This window comes from Lederbergia sp. NSJ-179 (genome assembly GCF_022867885.1).
Lineage (GTDB): Bacteria > Bacillota > Bacilli > Bacillales > Bacillaceae_C > Lederbergia.
The window spans coordinates 1-23,896 of sequence record NZ_JALIFP010000045.1 but is presented as its reverse complement, the minus strand read 5'-3'; the positions used below and the strand labels follow the sequence as shown (position 1 = coordinate 23,896).

General features: G+C 36.1%; 19 protein-coding genes. 9 read left to right on the top strand and 10 right to left on the bottom strand.

The annotated features are described in order from the left end of the window. Positions 1-82 precede the first annotated feature (82 nt). The 4 genes from MUB24_RS20470 to MUB24_RS20455 all read left to right on the top strand — a co-directional run bounded on the left by MUB24_RS20470 (position 83) and on the right by MUB24_RS20455 (position 3,102). Complete coding sequence (locus MUB24_RS20470) at positions 83-403, top strand: carboxymuconolactone decarboxylase family protein (protein ID WP_244707379.1); 321 nt, start codon at positions 83-85, stop codon at positions 401-403. Positions 404-421: 18 nt separating this feature from the next. Beyond that, complete coding sequence (locus tag MUB24_RS20465) at positions 422-817, top strand: cupin domain-containing protein (RefSeq protein ID WP_244707378.1); 396 nt, start codon at positions 422-424, stop codon at positions 815-817. 112 nt (positions 818-929) lie between these two features. Beyond that, positions 930-2,153 carry a sugar efflux transporter gene (locus tag MUB24_RS20460; RefSeq protein WP_244707377.1) on the top strand — a complete coding sequence of 408 codons (1,224 nt, stop codon included), beginning with the start codon at positions 930-932 and terminating at the stop codon, positions 2,151-2,153. A gap of 97 nt (positions 2,154-2,250) precedes the next feature. Further along, positions 2,251-3,102 (top strand): aldo/keto reductase, encoded by an 852-nt coding sequence (locus tag MUB24_RS20455; protein ID WP_244707376.1) that lies wholly within the window; start codon positions 2,251-2,253, stop codon positions 3,100-3,102. A 400-nt stretch (positions 3,103-3,502) separates the two neighbouring features. On the opposite strand, the gene MUB24_RS20450 is transcribed toward MUB24_RS20455, so the two are convergent. The 6 genes from MUB24_RS20450 to MUB24_RS20425 all read right to left on the bottom strand — a co-directional run bounded on the left by MUB24_RS20450 (position 3,503) and on the right by MUB24_RS20425 (position 12,705). After that, a complete protein-coding gene (locus tag MUB24_RS20450; protein ID WP_244707375.1) occupies positions 3,503-6,142 on the bottom strand; it encodes an alpha-L-rhamnosidase in 2,640 nt (879 codons plus the stop codon). Positions 6,143-6,163: 21 nt separating this feature from the next. Further along, positions 6,164-7,054, bottom strand: coding sequence for a carbohydrate ABC transporter permease (locus MUB24_RS20445; protein ID WP_244707374.1), 891 nt, complete (start codon positions 7,052-7,054; stop codon positions 6,164-6,166). Continuing rightward, positions 7,051-7,911, bottom strand: a complete 861-nt coding sequence (locus MUB24_RS20440) for a carbohydrate ABC transporter permease (protein ID WP_244707373.1) — start codon at positions 7,909-7,911, stop codon at positions 7,051-7,053. Before MUB24_RS20440 ends, MUB24_RS20445 begins: the two co-directional genes overlap by 4 nt. Before the next feature lie 71 nt (positions 7,912-7,982). Further along, the gene (locus MUB24_RS20435) at positions 7,983-9,302 is read right to left on the bottom strand and encodes an ABC transporter substrate-binding protein (protein ID WP_244707372.1); all 1,320 of its coding nucleotides are present in this window, start codon (positions 9,300-9,302) and stop codon (positions 7,983-7,985) included. Positions 9,303-9,396: 94 nt separating this feature from the next. Next, on the bottom strand, positions 9,397-10,893 hold the full coding sequence (locus MUB24_RS20430; protein ID WP_244707371.1) for a response regulator: 1,497 nt from the start codon (positions 10,891-10,893) through the stop codon (positions 9,397-9,399). Positions 10,894-10,911: 18 nt separating this feature from the next. Beyond that, entirely contained in the window at positions 10,912-12,705 is a 1,794-nt protein-coding gene (locus tag MUB24_RS20425; protein WP_244707370.1) for a cache domain-containing sensor histidine kinase, read from the bottom strand. A gap of 260 nt (positions 12,706-12,965) precedes the next feature. On the opposite strand from MUB24_RS20425, the gene MUB24_RS20420 reads away from it, so the two are divergent. The 3 genes from MUB24_RS20420 to MUB24_RS20410 are packed head-to-tail and all read left to right on the top strand — an operon-like array spanning position 12,966 to position 14,864. After that, entirely contained in the window at positions 12,966-13,340 is a 375-nt protein-coding gene (locus tag MUB24_RS20420) for a GntR family transcriptional regulator (protein ID WP_244707369.1), read from the top strand. A 2-nt stretch (positions 13,341-13,342) separates the two neighbouring features. After that, positions 13,343-14,221: an ABC transporter ATP-binding protein gene (locus MUB24_RS20415; protein WP_244707368.1), complete on the top strand. Its 879-nt coding sequence runs from the start codon at positions 13,343-13,345 to the stop codon at positions 14,219-14,221. Beyond that, on the top strand, positions 14,205-14,864 hold the full coding sequence (locus tag MUB24_RS20410) for an ABC-2 transporter permease (RefSeq protein ID WP_244707367.1): 660 nt from the start codon (positions 14,205-14,207) through the stop codon (positions 14,862-14,864). Before MUB24_RS20415 ends, MUB24_RS20410 begins: the two co-directional genes overlap by 17 nt. 235 nt (positions 14,865-15,099) lie before the next feature. Here MUB24_RS20410 and MUB24_RS20405 read toward each other — a convergent pair whose 3' ends face one another. The 3 genes from MUB24_RS20405 to MUB24_RS20395 are packed head-to-tail and all read right to left on the bottom strand — an operon-like array spanning position 15,100 to position 18,156. Then, positions 15,100-16,620 carry an extracellular solute-binding protein gene (locus tag MUB24_RS20405; protein ID WP_244707366.1) on the bottom strand — a complete coding sequence of 507 codons (1,521 nt, stop codon included), beginning with the start codon at positions 16,618-16,620 and terminating at the stop codon, positions 15,100-15,102. Continuing rightward, positions 16,589-17,266, bottom strand: coding sequence for a YesL family protein (locus MUB24_RS20400; protein WP_244707365.1), 678 nt, complete (start codon positions 17,264-17,266; stop codon positions 16,589-16,591). The genes MUB24_RS20405 and MUB24_RS20400 overlap by 32 nt, the downstream gene beginning before the upstream one ends. 5 nt (positions 17,267-17,271) lie before the next feature. Next, the gene (locus tag MUB24_RS20395; protein ID WP_244707387.1) at positions 17,272-18,156 is read right to left on the bottom strand and encodes an ABC transporter permease; all 885 of its coding nucleotides are present in this window, start codon (positions 18,154-18,156) and stop codon (positions 17,272-17,274) included. Positions 18,157-18,489: 333 nt separating this feature from the next. Here MUB24_RS20395 and MUB24_RS20390 point away from each other — a divergent pair, with 333 nt between their 5' ends. Further along, entirely contained in the window at positions 18,490-19,374 is an 885-nt protein-coding gene (locus MUB24_RS20390; protein ID WP_313898482.1) for a carbohydrate ABC transporter permease, read from the top strand. A 137-nt stretch (positions 19,375-19,511) separates the two neighbouring features. On the opposite strand, the gene MUB24_RS20385 is transcribed toward MUB24_RS20390, so the two are convergent. Further along, a complete protein-coding gene (locus MUB24_RS20385) occupies positions 19,512-21,752 on the bottom strand; it encodes a helix-turn-helix domain-containing protein (RefSeq protein ID WP_244707364.1) in 2,241 nt (746 codons plus the stop codon). 246 nt (positions 21,753-21,998) lie between these two features. On the opposite strand from MUB24_RS20385, the gene MUB24_RS20380 reads away from it, so the two are divergent. Next, on the top strand, positions 21,999-23,564 hold the full coding sequence (locus MUB24_RS20380; protein ID WP_244707363.1) for a glycoside hydrolase family 43 protein: 1,566 nt from the start codon (positions 21,999-22,001) through the stop codon (positions 23,562-23,564). Positions 23,565-23,896 lie beyond the last annotated feature (332 nt).

Here is a 23,896-nt window from a genome sequence, read left to right as displayed (position 1 = left end):
AACCGTTGAAGATCTTGTCTTAATCATGTAAAAAAGACATTTCTTCTGTCATGTAATCAAAAAAAAGAAAGGAATGATAAAAATGACGGAAAAGCAAACAGCGGGAAGAGATAATCTGGGAAATTTCGCGCCAAAATTTGCTGAACTTAATGATGATGTATTATTCGGTGAGGTTTGGTCAAGAGAGAAGGAACTCTCTCCACGTGACCGCAGTATGATTACAGTTTCGGCATTAATTTCTGGTGGAAACTTTGAACAGTTGACTGCACATCTTCAAAAAGCGAAGAAAAATGGAGTAACGAAAGAGGAAATTTCGGAAATCATCACCCATCTTGCGTTTTATGTTGGCTGGCCCAAAGCTTGGTCAACATTTAACATTGCAAAAGAAATCTTTAATGATTAACAAAAAGGGGGATTAAATATGGCACATGATGAGTTAAGCAATAGTACCATCTTTCCATTAGGAGAAAAAGTGGAGGGAAACTTTATCGGTGACGCATACTTACACATGGTATTTACTGATAAGACGCCACTAAATGCGCCAATCGGAAATGTAACTTTTGCTCCGAGTGCTCGTAATAGCTGGCACTCCCATAAAGTGGGGCAAGTTCTGTTAGTTACTGGTGGAGAGGGTTGGTATCAAGAAGAAGGCAAATCTGCCCAACTACTTAAAAAGGGAGATGTAGTAAATATCCCACCGCATGTAAAACATTGGCATGGTGCAACAAAAGATAGTTGGTTTGTACACTTAGCCATTACGCCAGGTGAAACAAATTGGTTCGAACCGGTCGATGACGAATGGTTCGATCAATTATAAAAATAAGCATCGAGTTATTTGGTTCGATGCGTTGCCAACTTAAAAGTAATGTAATCTTTAGAATTGGTTGGAGATAAAAAGGAAGCGATTTATCAATTAAGGAGTTGAGGTGTTGTTTAGCCGATTTAAACAGCTTTTTCAAATTAAACATTTTGGCCTCTTTATTATATGCATGCTGTTAATTGGCACGAGTGTTTCCATTACAATGCCCTATCTTTCCATCTACGGTACGAGTGTCATCGGTATGAGTACCGGAGCTTTTGGCGTATTTATGGCTATCAGCTCGCTAACTGGGGTTATCGCTAATACGATGATTGCCAATTATTCGGACAACGGCATGGATCGAAAATGGCTTATTTTGGCAGCAATGTTTTCTTCAGCTTGTGGCTATTCGTCCTATCTTTTATTTGATTCGTTTTTAGGTCTATTGCTTTCAGTTAGCTTTTTTAATGGACTGGGTGCAGCAGCCATGCCGCAGATGTTTGCCTATGCACATGAATTAGCAACTGAAAGTCAATCCGATGACAAAACGTTTGCCAAGTCCACCTTGCGTTCCCTATTTTCATTGGGTTTTTTAATTGGCCCGCTGATTGGAACGGTGTTACTCGCTGCTTTTGGTTATAACGGTCTTTTTCTTGGAACAACAACTATCTTTATCTTACTTAGTGCTCTTGTTTATTTTTTCTTACCAAAACGGAAAATGGCTAATACACCTAAACCAAAGGTACAGAAACCAACCTTATTTTCTGTAGAGACTAAGCGGTTATTTCTTCCATTCTTTGCATTTATATTGCTGTTTTCAGTTGTTGCTGTCAATAGTATGAACACACCATTACTGATCATTCATGAATTAAATGGAACACATGCAGATGTAGGTTTAATGGTCGGATTATGTGCCGGATTGGAAATCCCTATTATGCTGACCTTTGGAGCATTGAGCAAAAAATTATCTAATCAAACTATCGTGATTATGAGTTGCCTGGTTGGAATTCTTTATTTTACGGTCTTGGGAATAGCAACGGCCTCATGGCAACTGATTGCCGCACAAATTCTCCAAGCCACGTTTATCGCAGTGGTTACGGGCAATGGTCTAAGTTATTTTTCGGATTTCCTCCCCGATTCAGCTGGGGTTGCTGCAACACTTTATGCCAACGCTTCCACTCTTGGTAGATTAGGCGGGAATTTAATGGGTGGCTTTGGTGCAGAGTTGGCAGGATTTCGTTACGTAAACTGGCTTTGTGTTAGTGTGATATTCATCTCGTTCATCGTTTTATTCGTAAAACCAGCTAAACCAATGGAAAAAATGGAAGAGCCACGACAAATGGGAATGACATGAAAATATTGATTTTAGGAAAAATAATAGCCGCTCTATTAGCAAATGGTTACGCTACGTAAATTGAGCAATAAATTAACGAATACGAGGAGGATTTTTTATGCAAAAGATAAAATTAAACAATGGTGTAGAGATGCCGATATTAGGCTTTGGTGTATTTCAGATTCAAGATGAGCAAGAATGTGAACAAGCAGTATACGACGCTATTATGGCAGGCTATCGCCTAATTGATACTGCAGCCTCTTATTTAAATGAAGAAGCAGTTGGCAGAGCGATTCAACGAAGTGGTGTGCCAAGAGAAGAATTATTTATTACTACGAAACTCTGGGTTCAGGATACTGGTTATGAAAACACAAAGAAGGCATTTGATCATTCACTAAAAAGATTGCAATTAGATTATTTAGATTTGTATTTAATTCATCAGCCTTATGGTGATGTACACGGTTCTTGGCGTGCAATGGAGGAATTGTACCGAGAAGGGAAAGTAAGAGCAATTGGCGTGAGTAATTTCCAGGAGGATCGTCTAATGGATATAATCGTCCATAATGAAGTAACTCCTGCAGTCAACCAAGTAGAAACACACCCATTCCATCAACAAATAGAAAATGCTGCATTTATGAAAGAAAATAGTGTACAGATAGAGTCTTGGGGACCATTTGCTGAAGGAAAAAATAATATGTTCCAAAACGAGACGTTATTATTTATAGCTGAAAGGCATAATAAGTCCGTGGCCCAAGTCGTTTTGCGTTGGCTGATACAAAGAGGCGTTATTGCCATTCCGAAGTCAGTTCGTAAGGAAAGAATAGTGAAAAATTTCAATATCTTTGACTTCGAATTAACTCAAGAAGACATGAACAAGATTGCTACATTAGATCAGAAGGAAAGTTTGTTCTTCTCACATCGCGACCCTGAAATGGTAAAAGCGCTTAGTACTCGCAAATTAGATATTTAATGTTGCAACGATACAGAACGGAGACTGGGAAAACAAGTTAATCCACAATAGCAGTAGTAGGATTTAATTACTTTTTGGAAAAAAAGAATCCATTTTGAAAAAAGATGGATTCTTTTCTTTTTGAATGAACATTCCATTTTGCAAAATAGTTTGATTAAAAATTACTTAGAATTCTTTGATCGAAAAGGAATGAAACGGTGCAACTTTACAAACGGTACATCTTGTTTACAAACTGTACGACTTTATTTTAAACTTACACAATATGAAATGCTTATATATTATCCACACAATAATCCAAATACCCCTTTTTATTAAAAAAGTCCCCACTTTTAAACAGCGGAGACTTTAATTTCCATAAACTTAGATACTTGATAAAAATAGTATACGATTAATACACAATTTAATAAGTAAAAATATAACTACCTGACATTACCGTAATGTCTACTCTATTTGGTTCTTTGGTTACATCCACAATACCATCGACAGTATCTAACGCTGAACCATTTTCTTTTATGTTGTCTTTTTTTGCACCTATTAAACTAATCGTCGCTGTAGTATTTGCAGGAACCGTTACTTCCAATCTCGTATTTCCTGATGCGTCTTTTTTCCAATAGCTACGGATAGGCCCGTAAATGGATTCCAAATTTGCTTCAGCCCACTCTAATCCTTCTCCTATATAAGGCTTTATCGTAAATTGTCTAAATCCTGGTTTTTCTTCATTCAATTCTATCCCAGCTACTTTACGGTAAAGCCAGTCCCCTATTGCCCCATAGGCATAATGGTTAAAGGAATTCATATCCGCACTCCAAAACGTCCCATCTTCCTTAATACCATCCCAATGTTCCCAAATGGTTGTTGCACCTTTCGTGATTTGGTACAGCCATGAGGGATAGTCTTTTTGGAAGAGCAATGTATAGGCAATATCATTCATCCCATTTTCTGTCAAGACATGATTTAAATATGGTGTTCCGACAAAACCGGTTGTTAAATGATAATCACTTTCCTTAAGTAACTCAGAAAGCTTTTCAATTGCTCTTTCCTTTGGCTTTCCTTCTAATAGTTGGAACATCAATGCCAGTATTTGAGCAGTTTGAGTAGAAACAGCTAATCGACCATTTGGAGTAACAAACTCAATCAGGAAGGCCTTAATCACCTTTTGTTCCAAATCCTGAAAGTAGGCATAATCTTCATCTTGACCTAAGATTTTAGCTGTCTTTTTTACCAAAGAAGTAGAGTAAGCATAAAAAGCCGTAGCAATATAAGATTTATCTGTAGCACCAATATAACTATCTGGTTTCGAATCCAGCGCTAACCAATCACCAAAATGAAAACCTGTATTCCATAAATAAGGATCATCCCCTTGACTTTTTATATAGGAAATCCATGCTTTCATACTTTCGTATTGTTCTGCTAAAATTCGCTTATCCCCATAGGCAATGTAGATTGTCCATGGACAAATCACAGCGGCATCTCCCCATGCTGCGGCACTAAAGGGTCTATCATCAGCGTCCAAATCTTGTTCTCCCCCTAAAACATTGGGCACGACAAAAGGAATCCCTCCTTCTTCATCTTGTTCCGCTTTTAGATCACGTAACCATTTCGTGAAAAATGGTGCAACATTAGCTAAATAACTGGCCGTTCGGATAAACATTTGTGCATCCCCTGTCCATCCCAATCGTTCATCGCGCTGTGGGCAGTCCGTTGGAACATCTAAAAAGTTCCCTTTCAGGCCCCATAAAATATTATGTTGTAACTGATTTATTAAAGGATCTGAGCATTGGAAATTTCCTGTCATTTCCATATCAGAGTGTAGAACAATTCCTTGGAAGTTCTCTAATTTTATTTGTTCTTTTGTAAAACCGATTAATTGAATATAACGGAATCCTTGAAAGGAAAAATGTGGTTCAAAGCTTTCCTTTCCATTACCATTAAGAATATATCGATTCGTTTGTTTAGCTTTTCGTAAATTAGCTGTATAAAAATTTCCATTTTTATCTAATACCTCAGCATGGCGAATTTCAACCTCTTGTCCTTTTCCTCCTTCAATATCGAAGGTTACCCAACCTACCATATTTTGACCAAAATCCAACACAGTCTCCCCATTTGGCGTTTCGATCAATTCTATTGGCTTTAACGATTCTATTTTCCGGACAGGTTCATTTTCTTGGGCAACTAACATGTCCTTTGATTTTTGGATGACTTCTACATGTTCCCAAACATGGTCTTTGATTCTTGCATCATATTTTTCTCCATGATAAATCTCTGACATCATGATTGGACTACTTGTTACTTTCCAATCTTCACAAGTCTTAACAGTCATTTCAGTGCCATCTTCCAATTCCACATGTAGCTGGGCAAGCAATGCAAGTCGATCACCGCAGATGTTATCATTGTCCTCCCAACCAAGATTTCCTTTATACCAACCATTCCCAAGTAAAGCAGTCCACTCGTTTTCTCCGGACTTTAGAAGTTCAGTCACATCATACGTTTGGTATTGTAACCGTGACTGATAACTAGTCCAACCTGGTGTGAAATAAGCATCGCCAACACGCTCTCCATTCAAAGATAATTCATATAAGCCTAAGGCTGTTGCATAAATTCTTGCCTTTTTCACTTTCCTATTAATGGAAAATGTGCGTGCAAACTTTGGACATGGTTCCCCATTAAGAGAATTTGGTGGAGCAATCCATTCTCCTTCCCATTCTGTTGAATGTAATAAACCCATTTCAAAATAGCTTGGTTCAGACCAATCTGTTTGTCTGCCATTTTGAGTCTTTATTCGAACGCGAAAATAATAACGATGTCTAGACACCAGTTTTAATTCATCCAATGCGATATGATTACTTTGATTCGACAAAATTTCACCAGAATCCCATACAATCTTAGAAAATGCCTGCTTTTCAGCTACTTGAATTTGATAGCTTTGTTGCATGACATTTCGTACGCCTGCCTTTATTTTCCAACTAATCCTTGGATTTTTTACATCTATCCCAATTGGGTTCACCTTATATTCACAGCGCAAATCATATATTTCTAGCATTCTATCCCTCTTTTCTACATATTATCCCTTGACAGCTCCAGATGTCATTCCAGCAACAATTTTTTCACTAAAGATTAAGAACAAAATAAATGGCGGAATGGTAATTAATAATACATTCGCAAATAACAGATTCCAGGAAGTATTATACATACTCATAAAATTATATAACGTTAGTTGTACAGTTGCATTATCCGCCCCCGGGAAGAAGTAAAGTGGATGAACAAAATCATTAAAAATCTGTACAGCATTCAAAATGATGACGGTTGAGTGAATGGGTTTTAACATTGGGAAAATAATGTTAAAAAACAGGCGGAACCCGCCACATCCATCAATAATTGCGGCTTCGTCGATTTCTTTTGGGATGGTTGCTACAAAACTAGTATATAGAACAATGGAAAAAGGAATCGATATGGCAACCATCACGAGTATAATTCCAGGAAACGTTTTAAATAAATGAAACTGTTCAAGTACCCAAATAGTTGGCACAACAGCCGGTGGTATCATTAAGCCAGATAAAAAGACGGCACTAGCGATTGAAATCGTTTTACCTTTCCGGCGTTGCAAAATAAAAGCAGCCATCGAACAAACAACCAATAGGATAAGAATAGAAGAAACAGTAATCACAGTACTATTAAAAAAGGCTAATAGTAACATATTATCCCGAGCCGTTAATACTTCTTGAAGGTTTTCCAGAATTCTAAATTCTGTTGGCCATGAAATGGATAATTTTGCGGCTTCTTGGCTTGTTTTCATGGAATTGACGATAATGAAGTAAAACGGGACTAAAAAAGCTACCGAACAAATCAATATCACGATTCCTTCAACAACCATGCTTATAAGGCCTTTTTTATTTCTAGCTGTTTTTTGTGGAGTGACAGGTTTTCCTTTTTGTAAAATTTCCTGTTGACTCATAGGTCCACCTCTTTTCGGTTCAAAAACTTAAAGATCGGGAACACAATCACCGCAACAAGTAGAAATAAAATGACGTTACCTGCTGTAGACAAACCGTAAAAGCCAGCTTGGTATTGTTTATAAATAATAGAAGCAATTAAATCAGAGCTAAATCCCGGTCCTCCACCTGTCATCGCCCAAACTAAATCAAAGGTTCGTAAACCTCCTATTAATGCTAAGAGAATCACCGCATTAATGGCTGGTCTTGATAAAGGTAAAGTGATATACCAAAAAGCATTTAAATTATTACCACCATCAATTTGATGGGCTTCATAGTAATCTTTCGGAATGGACATCATCCCTGCGATAAAGATCACCGTTGCGATCCCTACTCCTTTCCAAACATCTACAAGTGCAACAGATAGCAAGGCCAAATCGGGATTCCCTAACCAATCCGGCCCATGCACCCCAATCAAAGACAAAGCTGTATTGATCAAACCTTTCGACGGATGCATAAGTACACTAAACGCGATTCCAACTGCAATCGTACTAACTAATGTGGGAAAGAAAACCATTGAACGTAAAAAACTTTTTGTTTTCATTTTAGATGTTAATAACACGGCAAAAGTCAAACCAAAAATCACTTTTAATCCCGCTGTGAGAAAGGCAAAAATAAAGGTATTTTTAAAGCCAATCATCAAAGAAGATTCTTCAAAAAACATTTTAAAATTTTCTAAACCAATCCATTCCCAATCTGTTAAAGTCCATCTTGTAAAGCTGAAGAAAAATGACATAACCGTAGGATAGAGAAAGAATAGGGCATAAATCAATGCTGCTGGTATGAGCAAGGTATAGCTATAAATTTTATTTACCTTCATTTTCCCACTCCTTTAAAAACCCTTGTTATCTCATCGTTTAACAAGGGCTTTCTTTTAGAACCAATTTATACTTACCAACCCTCCAGATTTAATTGTTGTGCTTGTCTTTCAACATCACGATCATATTTTTCCGCCCCTTCTTTGGGCGACACCATATTTAGTCCAACTTCTACTGTAATTTGTTCTAAATTGGGCCCTTTCAGTGGAGAATAAAATTCAAGCGCTGATGCGACTTTTCCAGAATCAATATATGTGATCATGTCCTTCACTGCTTCGTAGGAATCATCCGGAAGTTCTATCCCTTCAACCATATAAGGTCCATCAGCCTTCATAACAGACATATATGTTTCTAACCCCTCATCAGAAACAAAGTATTCTACCCACTTTTTGGCTGCGTCCACATGCTTAGATTCTTTATTAATATAAATTCCCCCTGGCATCCAAGCTGTCATTCCATGGTTGTCAGGGTCATCACCTGGTTGACCAAAGAAACCGATATTGTCGATCTGATCTGGATAATTTGAATTGATGGCAGATAATGCCGATGTAATCATTGGGTAATGTGCTGCCTCTCCAGTTGCTAACATCTCCAATGCATCTTCATAAGAGGTTGATGATTCTTCATCATTGTAATAGCCTGCTTTTTGTAATTCTTGTATCTTTTCAAATCCACGCAGGGCAATCGGAGTGTCGGCAAATTTTGCTTTATTGGCCGTATACTGCTCCGCAAATTCTGGCATTTCCGTATGCACATTGTAATAGTCTCCTAGTAATATTACTTGGGAAGTATACGTATCTTTATACGATGCAATAACGGGAATTTTACCGGCCTTTTTAATAATTTCATTATTTTCCATTAATTGTTCCCACGTATGAGGGACCTCTAAACCCAGTTCTTCATAAATGGATTTATTATACATCCATCCTCCAGCGTTACTTGATTCACCAGGAATACCGTATATAGCATCTCCCACTGAAACTGTTTCAACAAAGGCATCATTTAGACGATCGATAAATGGCTCTCCAGATAAATCAACAAAATATTCCTTCGGATTTAAAGCTTTCAGTAGAGAGCCAGAGTTGTACATGTTTAAATCTGTCATCTCCCCAGTTGCCAAACGTGTTTTTACTATATTATCCCCTTCCGACCCGCCAGGTCGTAATTCAATTTCAGTTGTAATATTATACTTCTCCTTAATATCTTCTGCTACCGCTTCGATTCCATCTAACACTGCTTGGTTACCTATGAGGAAAGTTAAGGTAGTTTCTGAATCTCCGTCTGTATTTTCCCCATTTGGCTTAGAGTCTGAGTCCTTACTACATGCTGCCATAATAACTAGTAGTAAAACCGATAATCCAAGTAATAGACTTTTATTCTTAAATAGTTCCACACATTCTACCCCCTTCAATTTCATTTCTTCTTCATTATAAAAGCGCTTTCAAATGGAATAAACCTATATTTTTAACAATATAGGGGGCAAATCTTTACAAATTGGTTTTAATCCGTTTTTTATATTCTCTTGGTGTCATCCCCGTTATCCTTTTAAAAACCATTCGAAAATGTTTGGGATCGTGATAGCCAACTAAAGATCCGACATCAACCGTTCGCTCTACCCCATTCTCAAATAATTCCTGTGCTTTCCGAATACGATAATTCATCAAATACTCAGAAAAAGTCATCTTTGTTTGTTGTTTAAACTCTCTAGATAAGTAACTTACGCTTACATGGTGCTCATCCGCAAACTGTTGAAAGGTAATATTGTCAGCAAATGATTTTTCTATCCAATCCCTTACTTTTGGAATCAAATGCTTGGGTGCAATGCCCCCTGATGAAAAGGCCTCTGCAATTCTTGTTATAAGTTCTCCCATCCAATCTTCTAACTCTTCAAATGTAACGAAACAATCCAGCTTGGCAAAAGTTTCCTCTATTCCATTCATTTGAATGATAGAATTTGTTGTTTGTTGTAGTTTATAAATGAGCGCATAGTACATATCCGACAAAAAGCGAAATAGTTGTCTTTGCGAGATCCTTCGTTCTTTTATTTGCTTTATTAAGATTTTTATTTGTAAGTTTATAGAAGCCAATTCCCCTTGTTGGATTTGCCTCTCAATAACTCTAACAGTCGTCCAAAACATACTTATATCCTTTTGATTTTCTTGATCATTTATAATGATAGAAGATTCTCCGAATCGCTTATATTTATCCAGTAGCTGATGGACTTGATGATAAGCTTCACTTAATCTGTGGTCCTCATTTTTTTTAATATAACTAATATGAACCTGTTCTTTTCCTTTAAAGTAACGAAACAAGCTAGATAATACGAAGTCAATAAAATACTGATCATTCTCACCGGCAATTAATACTAACTTTCTTTGTTGATCCAACGGAAGGAGCCAAGTCTCCAGACTTATTCCTACTTCCCTTTTAAATTCAGTCACATCCATATTTAAATGATCCCCACTCACAGGAGCATTCCAATTTCCAAATAATAAGTATACTAGAAACAAAGGTTGTCTCTCAAACGTTTCTAGATCATGGTTACTTTTCCGTAATGGCTGCAATAATAAATGATTAATTGCCCAAACTTCTTTTTCAGCCATATCTTGCTTATTTTTTTTGATATCATCTATTGTATGATCCATCACTTTATAGAGGGCTTCTTTTTTAATTGGTTTGAGTAAATAATCGACAACGCCTAACTGGATCCCTTTTTTTGCATAATCAAAAGTATCATGGACAGTTAGTAGAATACATTTAATCTTGGGATCCATTCCCTTTACTTTTTGAACCAATTTTAACCCATCCATCCCTGGCATCGTAATATCTGTCACAATCAGGTCTGGCTTGTATATGGGCACTTCCTCACAAGCATCTTCACCATTATCATAAAAATAGATTGTATGCTCATTTTGATATTTCTTTAGCAACGTTTTCAGCTCTAATAATGCCCAGTACTCATCTTCCACAATAAAAAATATCATATTCTTGACCTCCTCATCCTAGACTTTATTGGTTTGAAAAGGTAATACGATTTGGACCCTTGTCCCAATATTCTCTCTACTTTCCATCTCTATCCCAAAATGATGGCCATACATTAGCTTCATTCGCTGGGCAATATTATGTAACCCAAGACCTCCACCCTCTGAATCTACTATTCTACTATTAAGCTTTTTCTTCACTTTTTCCAAAGTTTGCGCTGTCATACCTATACCATTATCACATACTTCAATCATCAATTGATCGTTATTTTCATAAGCATTTAATTGAATCACACCCCCTTTTCTCTTATCTCGTAGACCATGCGTTACTGCATTCTCTACAAGTGGTTGTATTAATAATTTTGGAATCCTTGCCTGTTTTGCTTCATCTGAGACCCACTGTTCTAATGTAAATCGATCTTTAAAACGATGAGATTGAATTTTCATATAATTATCAATATGATTTAATTCTTCGAATAAGTGAACCTGCTTATCTAAATCTCTCATGCTATACTTAAATAAATCTGCAAGTGACTCAGAGATCTCTGCAACCTCTTCAACTCCTTTGACACGACTAATCGATTTCATTACGTTTAAGGTATTATAAAGAAAGTGTGGGTTTATTTGTGACTGCAAGGCTGATATCTTTGCGTTTTTCTCCGCTAAGGTGGATTCATATACGCCCGTTATCAATTGATTAATACTATCTAACATATTATTATAGACTCGTGTCATTACATCAATTTCTGTATTCCCGATCAGTTCCATTCGTTCCGTTAAATCACCTTCCTCTACGCGTTTCATCTTCTTCATTAGTTTGATATAGGGCTTTGCAATATGATGAGAAAGAAGATAGGAAATAAAGGCGATGATAGAGATTGCGACAAGCCCACTAATCCCAATAAATAGCATTATTTGATTTCGTTCGTATTGAAGAAATTCATTATCTATTAAAACAATGGTGTCCCAATTTGTGAAGCTAGAGTAATCGTTTGTATATAAATAAGATTTTGTTCCCCAGTTCAACGGTTCTGTTTTGGACTGATCCCCTCTTGTCTGCAGTAAATTAAGTCCTATTTGTTGTTCACCTGTTCGTTTATTCATATGATCATAGATAACGGTTTGATTTTCAGATAACACAAGAATACGTAAATGGTTTTCTAACTCTTCCACATTCTCAATTTCTAATAGTTTTTCAAAAACATCTATATTAATATCAATTTTTAAAGACCCGATCTTTTTACGCTGTGGTATATTGTAGATATTGCGTACAAGTGATACGATCCATTTTCTATCCCCATTTTTCATCGAAATTTGTTTAGAAGGAAGCAAGGAAAATACATCCTTTTTCTGATGATTAAGGAAAGCCATCCATTCTTTTTCCATCGGCTCATTATTTATTTCCATACCACCGCTTTTTTCATAATAAAAAGATGTTCCCTCATTGGTATAAATGGTGATCCCCTCAATTCCTGAATGTGGGTAGGCCTGGTTAAATAATCTAGGATACAGACTATTCCGAATCATAACATCTTCATTCAGACTTTGCCCCTCATAGTTTGACAAAGCCTCTTGTATATAGGAATCTGTAAAAATAGCTAGAGATAATCGTTCAATATCTTGGAAATACAAATCTACCGTTCTCGAAAATTGCGCTGATAACACTTTCGACAGTGAGTATGTCTGATTCTTCATTTGATTGACATTACTTATATAGATGGCTACACCAATAATGGTAATCATTACAGTGTAAGCACCTGCAAATGTGAAAAACATTTTGGCTTTAATGGACAAAGAACGAAAAAGCGATTTCATTGTATCCCCCGTTTCATTTGCCGTTACCGTATTTTTGAAAACCCTTCCATTTCTCTTCATTTACTTTTGCCGTTATTATAACATTATTTGATTACTTTTGTTTATATTTGATTATTGTGTAAGTTATTTGATTTAGGATAAAACTGTAAAATAAACATTATATTATTTCAAGGTAAACAATCTTGTATGAGATTGACATTTCCGCTATATCTGTATATACTGTATATATACGGATATAACGAATAGAGGGTTGTTATGTAGTGAATATTATTATTTCAAATTCTACGGATGAGCCAATTTACTTACAATTAGTCAATCAATTAAAAGAACAAATTGTAAAGGGAGAGCTGTTAGAGTCCCAGCCTCTACCTTCCATTAGGAATCTAGCTAAGGAACTAAGGATCAGTGTTATTACAGCCAAAAGAGCCTATGATGAGCTCGAAAAGGAAGGATTTATCGTTACCGTTGCTGGAAAGGGGTCATATGTTGCAGCGATTAACAAGGAAATGTTTCGTGAAGCCAAAGTAAAAATGGTCGAAGAAAAAATGACAGAAGCAATTAATACGGCAAAACTGGTGGGGTTAACTTTAGAAGAACTGCAAGATATGCTCAAAATAATATATGAGGGGTGGTAAAGATGAATAAGATTTTGGAGATTACCAATTTATCGAAAGCTTATAAAGATTTTTCTTTAAAAGGCATTAATATGACCCTTGATAGAGGATACATAATGGGGTTTATTGGTCCCAATGGATCCGGAAAAAGTACGACAATCAAGCTTATTATGAATTTAATAAAGAAAGATAGTGGTGAAATAAAAGTTTTTGGTTTAGACAACGAGCAAAATAATATTCCGATTAAAGAAAGAATTGGTTTCGTATATGATGAGAATCACTTTTGCGAAGAATTGACCGTAAGGGAAATGAAGGATGTCATAAGTCCGTTTTATAGTAGATGGGATGAAGGAATTTTTAATAGATATGTCAAGGACTTTGAACTCCCTTTCAACAAAGAAATAAAGCATTTGTCAAAAGGAATGAAGATGAAATTCTCCTTGGCCATTGCTCTTTCGCACCATGCTGAACTTTTAATAATGGATGAACCCACTTCAGGATTGGATCCACTCGCTAGATCTGAACTATTAGATGTTTTACAAGCTTTATTACAAGACGAAAACAAATCCATTTTCTTTTCGACCCACATTACTTCTGACTTAGATAAAATTGCCGATTTTATTACATTCATTCATAATGGGGAAATAATATTGAGCAAAACCAAGGACGAACTCTTAGAGGAATACTGTATTGTGAAAGGAAGGAAAAAACAACTGAATGCTAATGATGAAGGAAACTTTATTGGTTTAAAGCAAAATGATTTTGGATTTGAAGCATTATCTAGAAATAAAAAAGAGGTAATGGAAAAATTTGGCGATACTGTAATGATTGAAAAACCGACACTAGAAGATATTATGGTGTTTTACACAAGAAGGAGTGATCATCATGTATCATCTTATTAAAAAGGACATTTTGATGCAAAAAAAAGCTTTGAAATTATCGATTCTATTGATGATCTTTTTTACTTTCACGCTCCTCACAAATATTGGGTCTGTTGGGCTTACGATTGGTGTCTTAACTATAACATATCAATTAGTATTAGGAGCATATGCATTAGAGGATAAAAACAAAGGGGACATCATTCTCATTAGTCTTCCTATAAAGAGAACGACCATTGTTCTTTCTAAATATGTGTCTATCTATATATATGCTGCGTATGCAATGCTTGTATTTTACCTAATCTATTTGATCATAAGCTTACTAAATCTTCCGCTTAATATTTCCTTTAATTTTACAGGATTAATGGGTGCGATTATTGCTGTCACGTTGTTTTGCTCGATATCTTTTCCATTAATTTTTAAGCACGGCTATTTAAAGTCAAAAATGGCAAACTTAATTATTTTTTTCGTATTTGTATTCGGAGGAACTGCATTGGTAGGTTATTTAGTTGGAAATAATGAGTGGATGTTGGGGCAAGATATAATCCCTTTTTTCAAATACCGATCAGATATAGAAATATTAGGGATTGTATTGGTCCCGCTAGCATTAGTTCTGATTTGCTCATACTTTATTTCTCTAACCTTTTATAGGAAAAGAGAATTTTAAAAATAAGAGGATGGCTGTGATGAAGGAGCGTTCCCGCCTCCCATCAATCTCAACCATCCCGCCTCTGTCCATTCCACTTCCTGAATTGCGGTTTCCCTTCATATAATTCTGCTAATCCATAAATAAATTCAGCGGAAGCCTGTACATTTCGAGCCGTAATATTGACAAGGTAGATTGCCGCATTTAAAATGGAGTTTTTTCTATCGAATCATCAACAGAAAAAACTCCACCAAGATCATTTTACAGTAGCTTTATAAGCTTCTTTGTATTCTTCTTTTATTGTTTTTCCCCCTTGTTTATTCCAATTTTTAACCGCTTTCTTAAATCCATCTAGATCGATTTCACCTAGAATATATTGATACGTAGCATCTATAATAATCTTTTCCAATTCTGTCCCTTGCGTGGTGAACATTGGTGATTCTAGTGAGACCGCAGGGTTAAGCACGGCATATTCAGCATTTTCGGCAATTAGCTTATCTGCCTCTGCTTTAAGTGGGTCTGAATCTTTTAAACCATAACCACTTTCTTTCGGACGGGAAGCCGCAAATGGTTGAACCTCTTGCTGCCATAAATCCTGATTGATAATTTCATAGGCACCATCATCATTAATCTCATAGTGTCGCCCTTCAATCCCATACGTCATCAACGTGTATATTTCCGGATCCATTAAGTCATTGATAAATTTTAAAAGTCGTTTTAATTCTTTTTCGTCTTTGACTTCTGAATGCGGAAAGGCCAGTAATCCACCGACACCATTGCTTCCTTCAGCCCAAATGGCCCTCTCAGGATTCGACTCTGATGTGATGTCATTCACTACAACCAATTCCATATCATCTTGGATCCCCTTGGCCATGTTTTTAAGGTTTTTACTATCAAATAAGGCTCCGACATAAATACCAGCTTTCCCCTCTGCAAAACCTTTTTGTTGGTCAGTTTTAGCTGTTACCGCAAAGTCCTTGTTAATCCAGCCATTGTCATAGAGCGTTTTCATATAGTCCATCGTTTCAATATACCCATCGCTTTCAAATTCAGCAATAAAATTACCATCATTGTCGACTTCCCATTTATTCGGTGTCCCAAAATAAGAACTTAATGTTTTAAAACTAGGGGATAATACATTTCGATCAATAAATCCAGTTGTATCATCTTTACCATTGCCATCCGGGTCATCTTCTGTAAACGCCTTCGCGACATTCATTAATTCATCCATTGTTTTCGGAACAGATAAACTTAAATGATCTAACCAATCTTTCCGGATCACGACACCACCTCTCGCCAAATCCTTTTGGAAAGGAATCCCATATATTTTCCCATCAATAGAGGCAGAAACACGCGTATCCTCTGAGATGGCTTTTAAGTTTGGAAACTCCTCCAAATATTTCTCCACATCCCAAAATACCCCTGATTTTAATGCGTTGCGTACAGACGAATTTTCTAAAATGGTTAGCGTGACGATATCAGCCAATGAATCAGAGGCTAAAGAAGTATTAATCCGCTCTTCTTTAGAAGCATCTGGAATCCAAGAAAATTTAATCTTTGTATTTGTTTTACTTTCAATTTGATTTAAAACGGTATCAGTAGGTGGAGAGGCCGTATGCAATATATTTAACCATGTAATTTCCATTTCTTCCTTTTGACCTTTTCCTTCGTTGCTAGAACTACTTCCCGATGATGATCCACTACACCCTGCTAAAATGAGCATGAGCATAATCGCCAAGCTCATACTAACTAACCTCAAAACTTGCATTTTTTTCATCTTGATTCTCCTTTATTATTTGATCAGAATTGAATTGTTCTTTCATTTCCATTCTTTTAAACACTTGATTGGCCATCCAAGTAATCGTAAAAAACAAGAAACTAATACCGAAAAAAGGTAAAACGCCTGGTAAAAAACGGGTCAGTATCCAATAAGATAGTCCAATAAATAAAAATAGAACAAGGGAATATTGTAAATGAGCAAAGCCAAATAAAAAGGACATCCTAATTTTAAAGAAAATTCCTTTCCAATCATATTGGGCCATGATTGGATATATATAAGTGAGCGACAATAGATAAATAAAACAAACTATAATCAAAGCGACACGAATATACCAATTGACCACATGCATTAAATCCACAACGAGCACAAAACCGATAATAGCATAGACGAAGCTTACAATGATTGATTCTTTAAAGCTTTCTTTATAGTATTTCCAGAATGTTTGAAACACTGGCGGCCGCTTCCCCAAAATCCATTGTCTGCAAACACTGACTAATGCATAGGTTGAAGGGCCAATTCCAAAAACACCCAGTCCAATAAGTGTAAAAAATACCCATAAAAAATTGACATACACTAAATTAAGAATACGAATCAAAATATGATTTAAATATTCAATCGATTTCAGAATGGACCCTCCTTTCATTCATTTTAATATACACCATCCTCTCCCAACTTTTTCGCAAGTTTATTGGAAAGCATGACTAATATTAACCCGACTAATCCTTTAAATAAGCCAATAGCCGTACTAAAACTTAACTGACCATTTTTCAAACCAGCTGTGTATATATAGGTGTCAAAAATTTCTGCTACGGAACGGTTCAAAGAGTTAAGTAGAAGATACATATGTTCAAAGCCTAAATCCAACGTACTTCCTATTTTCAAAATCAATAAGGTAATAATCACTGATCGAATGGCGGGTAAGGTAACATGCCATGTTTTTCTAAGTCGACTAGCACCGTCTATTTCAGCTGCTTCATATAACTGTGGATCAACCGCGGTTATAGCCGCTAGATAGATAATTGTAGACCATCCTAATTCTTTCCATATAATTTGAGCGATATAAACGGGCCTTGTCCAATTTGGAGAAGTTAGAAAGCCAATCTTTTCTAGCCCCATCATGGCCAAAAGTTCATTGATGATGCCGCCATCGACATTCAATAAAACAAAGGTAATAGAAACGATAATAACCCATGACATAAAATGGGGAATATAAATGATCGTTTGGATTCCCGATTTGAAATGCTTATTTTTTACCTCATTAAGCATTAATGACACGATGATCGGAATCGGAAAAAAGATAACAAGTTCCAGACCAAATAAAATAAGCGTATTCTTCAATAACATAAAGAAAGTAGGTTCAGTGAATAGACGGATAAAATGTTTCCATCCTGCCCAAGGACTGCCGAAAATACCTAAATAAGGCTGATAATCTTGAAATGCAATAATAAGACCACCCATAGGTAAATATTTAAAGATGATAAAAAATAAGACACCTGGAAAAATCATCAGATATAAAAGGATATTGACCTTCATACTTCTCAAGATCTTTTTTCTCTGCAAGCTTTTTAATTTCTTATTTGATAATGTTGGTAAAGCACTATCTTTTTGATTGACAATCTCCCCCATTTGTTTCCTCCTCTCTGTTTCTCCTTTCTTAGAATACTTAATATTGTACGTTACGTATATAATCATTTCTTAATGCGCTTACAAATGCTGAAAAATCCATTTGTATTCGGATTTGTTAACAAATGATTATAGGTGGAATCTACATGATTACTAGACTAGAGATAATGATTATAGCCGGAATGAAACGCAAATGATACTCTGTTTTATATCAATGAATTTAGATAAAAAGGAGGAAGATTGGTGAACGGAACAATTAGGAAGAACGTTTCAAAAGGAGAGCGTCTTTTTTCTTTTATAAATGGAACTATACTCGTTATCATTGCGCTTATTTGTTTTCTTCCGTTTGTAAATGTCATTGCAAGTTCTTTTGCTTCTACTCAGGAAGTCGTTGCTAAAAAGTTTATTTTATTTCCTACTACTTTTTCATTCGATGCTTACAAATATATTTTATCTACTCCTACGATTTTCAAAGGGCTGGCCGTATCGATTGGAATAACGGGTGTGGGCACATTTGTAAGCATGGTACTAACCTCTTTAATGGCCTACGGTCTATCGCGAAGATATCTATGGGGAAGAAACTATATCAATTTTATTGTTGTATTTTCCATGCTTTTTAGTGGCGGTATGATCCCAACCTTTTTAGTTGTAAAAGCTTTTGGACTCATTGATAGTTACTGGTCCTTGATTCTTCCAGTAGCCATTAATGCTTTCAACTTAATTATTATGAGGAATTTTTTCCAAGCTTTACCCGATAGTTTGGAGGAATCTGCCAAAATGGATGGATGTTCGCATTTTGGTATTTTCCTTAAAATTATGTTGCCACTTGCCCTGCCATCGATTGCGACCATTTCGTTATTTTATGCAGTCACATACTGGAACACCTATATGACAGCGATTCTATACATTAATGATTCGACAAAATGGCCGTTGCAAATATTATTACGGCAAATTGTGATCGTTTCTAGTGGTATGCAGGCAGATGGTTCATCAGTAGATGTTGTCCCTCCCGCTCAATCAATCAAAATGGCTGTTATCGTGATTGCAACCGTTCCAATGCTGATTGCTTATCCATTTGTACAGAGATATTTTGTAAAAGGGGCATTAATAGGATCAGTTAAAGGATAACCTATCTTAGCTTTTCGAGAGACCCACATTCTGTGAGTCTCTCGACGACTAGAACGTGTAGATTCAGATTTATCCAATTAACGGACATTTTCCCTTTCTTTGTTCAACTCACTTAAATTAAACCGTGGTAATAGAATTCATTTATATCGAAATTCTTTTCGGTACTCCCCTGGAGTTTTTCCTAATTTCTTTTTAAAAAAGCGAATAAAATTTTGTGAGTTTCTATATTTTAGACGTTCAGCAATCCCCTTTATCGGCACATCTGTATCTCTCAGTAAATTTTTCGCCATTTGTAATCGATAATTCATTAAATAATCGACAAAATTTTCACCGAATTCTTTTTTGAAAATATTACTTAGATAATTGGGGCTGTAATGCAGACGATCCGCAATAATATCAAGCGAAATTTCTTGATCATATTCCGTTTGAACTATAAGTGCGATGTTTTCGGCAATCGCTTTAAACCCTTGCTCTGTTTTATCCTGGGCACTAGATATAACAGGTTTAATTAAGTCATATATTAGTAGTTGCTTTATTTGTTCTGGATCATAGGCATTCGTAGCTTCCTGGTATAGTTTTTTAATATTTTCAAATATTTTTGGTTCTACTGCTAAAAGCTGTCCTAATTGCACTAACTCATTGATGATGCGAAGTAGGGTGACACCTAGGCTGATTGGATTTTTGTTCAAACGGAAAGTTGTGTCTACTAGATTAGCCGCTAATTGAGTAGCCGTTTCTTCCTCACCAGATCGTATCGCTTTCATTAACTTGTTTTGTATGTCTACAGGAAATTTTGCGATTGATGTGGCATTTAGCATCGGAGCAATATCATCATAGAAAATAATGGCGCCATAACCTACGTTCACTCGATAGTGAAGGGATTCTATTGCTAAATCCATTGATTTCTCACTATCCATTAAAGATGTATATTGCGGACTAATTCCAACACTAATCGTGATTTGAAGAACTTCTTCTATCTTTTTTTGAATTTCTTCATAAGTCTTCATTAAATGACGCTCAGCTTCCTGGTCCTTTCTATTTAATATGAAAATGGTTGCCTGTGTAGCATTATTTAATACGATCGGCATCAATCGTTTTCTGTCAGAAACCATCTCTTCCACAATATTATTAATGGCTAGTAGGAACAGATTCTTATCCGCTATCTGTTGTTCTTTAAGATTATCGATTTGAATTAATCCTGTATAAAAAACTTTATCTTCATCGAAATGGTAGCCTAATTGCTGTAGACGGTAGGTGACTTCGCTTTCATTCATTCGATTTCTAAATAAACTTAACACAAATAATGTTTCCAACTGCGGTTTCTGTAAAGTTAAATGGGCGGTCAACCTTTCATTTTGCCCAACAATTTGATCAATTGAATCCTCTAGTAAAAATAGTTCATTCTTTCTTTTATAACCAATTTCACCAATTGAAAGTTTTTCTTGGATTTTTTTTAGCGGACGAAGGAAAGATTCCGCTAAGTAATACGAAATAATGGCGACTAATAGAATTAATAAAATGGACGAAATAAAAAGTCCAAATCGTGTATTATGGATAAGGCTACTAATTTCATTCCCATTGATTTCCACTAAATAAAGCCATTTATTATAATCAGATTTGATAAACACATAATGTTTCTTATCCTCAGTCGTAAAAAACAGCGGGATTTGATCGTTTTTATGAGCCATTGCTTTTAATTGCTGATAGCCATTTATTCCAAGCTTATTTTTTTGTTTCTTACTCGAATAAATTAATTGATCTTGGCTGTTATATATTTGTACTAAATTATCTTGATCACTTACAATTTGATCAATACTTCTTCGCGGAATACTTGCCATTCCTAAAGCAAACTTTTCCTTTTGATACATCGGTAAAGTGACGACCATTTCTATTCCATCTTTTTTTCCCTCTATAGGTTTCCAAAAAAGGTTTTTGTTTTGATTATCAATATATGTATGTTTATACTCATCAATTTCTTTATCTGTTAACTTGATTAAAGAACCGTTCATAATGCCCCATTTTCCACTCAAACTAATCAAATCATACTGACTACCTTCAATTCCCATCATTTCAATATAGTTCATTTCCTTTTTGACGTCACGGTAAATATCATAATCCTTTTCTGTTAATGCTTTTTTTAAAGTCTCCCCAAAATTCGATGTGGAACTATAGGCTGTATATCCATATTCTATCGTTCGGACTTTTTGCTCAACATTGTCGTGCACTTGCTTTATATAGTTTTTCTTACCATCTAGAAAATTCTGTTCTACTGACTTGTAAGTTGAATTGTAGATATATATACTAAACCCCACTACAAGGCTTATCCCCAATAAAAAAAACGGGATAAATAGTTGATAAAACATTCTGCTTTTTTTCATTTATGGGCACTCCCTGTTAAACTTAATAAACAAAAGTAATCACTATTCTGCTAATATGTGACAAACTTTTCATAATATTATTAAATATAGATGAATATGTTTTATTTTGCAACCGCTTTAAAATACTGTCTTTCGTGTGAGATAGCGTAATCAATTTGAAAGTTAGAAAATGATTATAGACGTTATTCATCCATTATTATACCATTTTTGTAAGTTATTAAATTAAGAATAAAGGATGTGTCTAGTTTGAAAACCTTCAAAAATCCAATTCTACCTGGATTTTACCCAGATCCATCGATTTGTAGAGTTGGAGAAGATTATTATTTAGTGACATCTTCATTTGAGTATTTTCCTGGAGTTCCTATTTTCCATAGTAAAGATCTTGTCCATTGGCAGCAAATTGGTCATGTACTTAATCGCCCCTCTCAATTGGACTTGGATGGAACCCCGTGTTCAAGAGGCATTTATGCCCCAACCATTCGTTATCATGATGGTCTCTTTTATATAATCACAACTTTCGTAGAAAGCAAAACTGGAGCTAGACGGAATTTTTATGTAACGGCATCTGATCCAGCAGGTCAATGGTCTAATCCGAATTGGCTAGAGACCGCCGTAGGGATTGATCCTTCCTTGTTTTTCGATGAGGATGGTAAGGTGTATTATACAGGAAATCGTAAACCTCCTTCAGGTCAGACTCATCTCAAACATAATGAGATTTGGTTACAAGAATTAGATCTAGAGAAAAAAGAATTAGTCGGTCCTACATATAGTTTGTGGGATGGTGCGTTAAAAAATGCTCACGCTCAGGAAGCTCCCCATCTTTATAAAATCAACGGTTGGTACTATTTACTGATTGCGGAAGGAGGAACAGGTTTTACCCATGCTGTCACAGTGGCTAGAAGCAAAAAGATTACAGGACCTTATGAAAGCGCTAAAGCCAATCCTATTCTTACTCACCGTCATTTGGGCAGGCATTATCCAATCTCGAATATTGGTCATGCCGATATCGTCCAAACTCAAGCTGGTGATTGGTGGATGGTCTGTCTTGGTTCCCGCCCCTTTGGAGGACCATATCGTAATCTTGGAAGAGAATCTTTCCTTGTTCCATTTATATGGGAAAACGATTGGCCTGTCATCAACCCTGGTAAAGGAATAGTAGAAATGGAAATGCCATTTCCAAACTTACCTGAGAAAAAATGGCCTGCCAAACAGGCTTGCGATTCTTTTGATGCTCCTCATTTAGGAATGGAGTGGAATTTTATTCGTACCCCTCGTGGAGATTATTGGTCTTTACAAGAAAGACCTGGACATTTACGCTTAAAATTAAAGAAAGAAACGATTATGGAAGAGAAGAATCCCGCCTTTATTGGGAGAAGACAACAACATATGAATTTTCTAGCAAGTACGGTGATGGAGTTCGCACCTACGAAGGAGGAGGAAGTAGCTGGGCTCGTTTTATTACAAAATCACCAATATCAATTTCGGATGGAATATACAGTGGAGAAGGATCAAAAGGTCATTCGCTTAATCAAAAGGGAAGATGGATCGGAAAAGGTACTAGCAAAAAGCGCTCTTAATGCCAGTAAACTTTTTCTACAAGTGGAAGCTCAAGGACAGGATTATCATTTTTATTATGGAACATCCCCTGAACAAATGAATGTCCTAAAAGAAAAGGTGAACGGGGCTATTTTAAGTACGGACATATCCGGGGGCTTCGTTGGCGCTTATATCGGAATGTATGTAAGCTCGAATGGGGCGGAAAGTGACCAGCATGCTGATTTTGATTGGTTTGAATATAGAGGAATCGAATAGGCGAGGAAGATATGGAGAGGGGTAGACGACTTGATTAGGAAGAACGGATAAGATTAACACATCCACATGTCTGACTCACCTCCTGTGGGCTGGGGCAAACTAAGCAGGAGGAACTGGCTTATTATTATACCCAGTTCCTCTTTCGGTAAATGGTTTTCCCAAAAAACGTTCCTAGCAAAAAGCCTTTAAAGTGGACCCCATTGTCAAGACACGGATTTTTAATTTTTAAGGTGGGGTAGAACGTGGATCTTCTACTATGTTACAGCCAGAAGGATTTGCATGGCTTACGAGGTTGGATTACCCACCATTAATTTTTGTTTGTGAGCCATCCT

What these genes read in the sequence shown, in the direction of transcription:
- MUB24_RS20470 (WP_244707379.1), top strand. Translation starts at nt 83, where the DNA reads ATGACGGAAAAGCAAACAGCGGGAAGAGATAATCTGGGAAATTTCGCG.
- MUB24_RS20465 (WP_244707378.1), top strand. Translation starts at nt 422, where the DNA reads ATGGCACATGATGAGTTAAGCAATAGTACCATCTTTCCATTAGGAGAA.
- MUB24_RS20455 (WP_244707376.1), top strand. Translation starts at nt 2,251, where the DNA reads ATGCAAAAGATAAAATTAAACAATGGTGTAGAGATGCCGATATTAGGC.
- MUB24_RS20450 (WP_244707375.1), bottom strand. Translation starts at nt 6,142, where the DNA reads ATGCTAGAAATATATGATTTGCGCTGTGAATATAAGGTGAACCCAATT.
- MUB24_RS20445 (WP_244707374.1), bottom strand. Translation starts at nt 7,054, where the DNA reads ATGAGTCAACAGGAAATTTTACAAAAAGGAAAACCTGTCACTCCACAA.
- MUB24_RS20440 (WP_244707373.1), bottom strand. Translation starts at nt 7,911, where the DNA reads ATGAAGGTAAATAAAATTTATAGCTATACCTTGCTCATACCAGCAGCA.
- MUB24_RS20430 (WP_244707371.1), bottom strand. Translation starts at nt 10,893, where the DNA reads ATGATATTTTTTATTGTGGAAGATGAGTACTGGGCATTATTAGAGCTG.
- MUB24_RS20425 (WP_244707370.1), bottom strand. Translation starts at nt 12,705, where the DNA reads ATGAAATCGCTTTTTCGTTCTTTGTCCATTAAAGCCAAAATGTTTTTC.
- MUB24_RS20415 (WP_244707368.1), top strand. Translation starts at nt 13,343, where the DNA reads ATGAATAAGATTTTGGAGATTACCAATTTATCGAAAGCTTATAAAGAT.
- MUB24_RS20410 (WP_244707367.1), top strand. Translation starts at nt 14,205, where the DNA reads ATGTATCATCTTATTAAAAAGGACATTTTGATGCAAAAAAAAGCTTTG.
- MUB24_RS20405 (WP_244707366.1), bottom strand. Translation starts at nt 16,620, where the DNA reads ATGAAAAAAATGCAAGTTTTGAGGTTAGTTAGTATGAGCTTGGCGATT.
- MUB24_RS20400 (WP_244707365.1), bottom strand. Translation starts at nt 17,266, where the DNA reads ATGAAAGGAGGGTCCATTCTGAAATCGATTGAATATTTAAATCATATT.
- MUB24_RS20395 (WP_244707387.1), bottom strand. Translation starts at nt 18,156, where the DNA reads ATGAAGGTCAATATCCTTTTATATCTGATGATTTTTCCAGGTGTCTTA.
- MUB24_RS20385 (WP_244707364.1), bottom strand. Translation starts at nt 21,752, where the DNA reads ATGAAAAAAAGCAGAATGTTTTATCAACTATTTATCCCGTTTTTTTTA.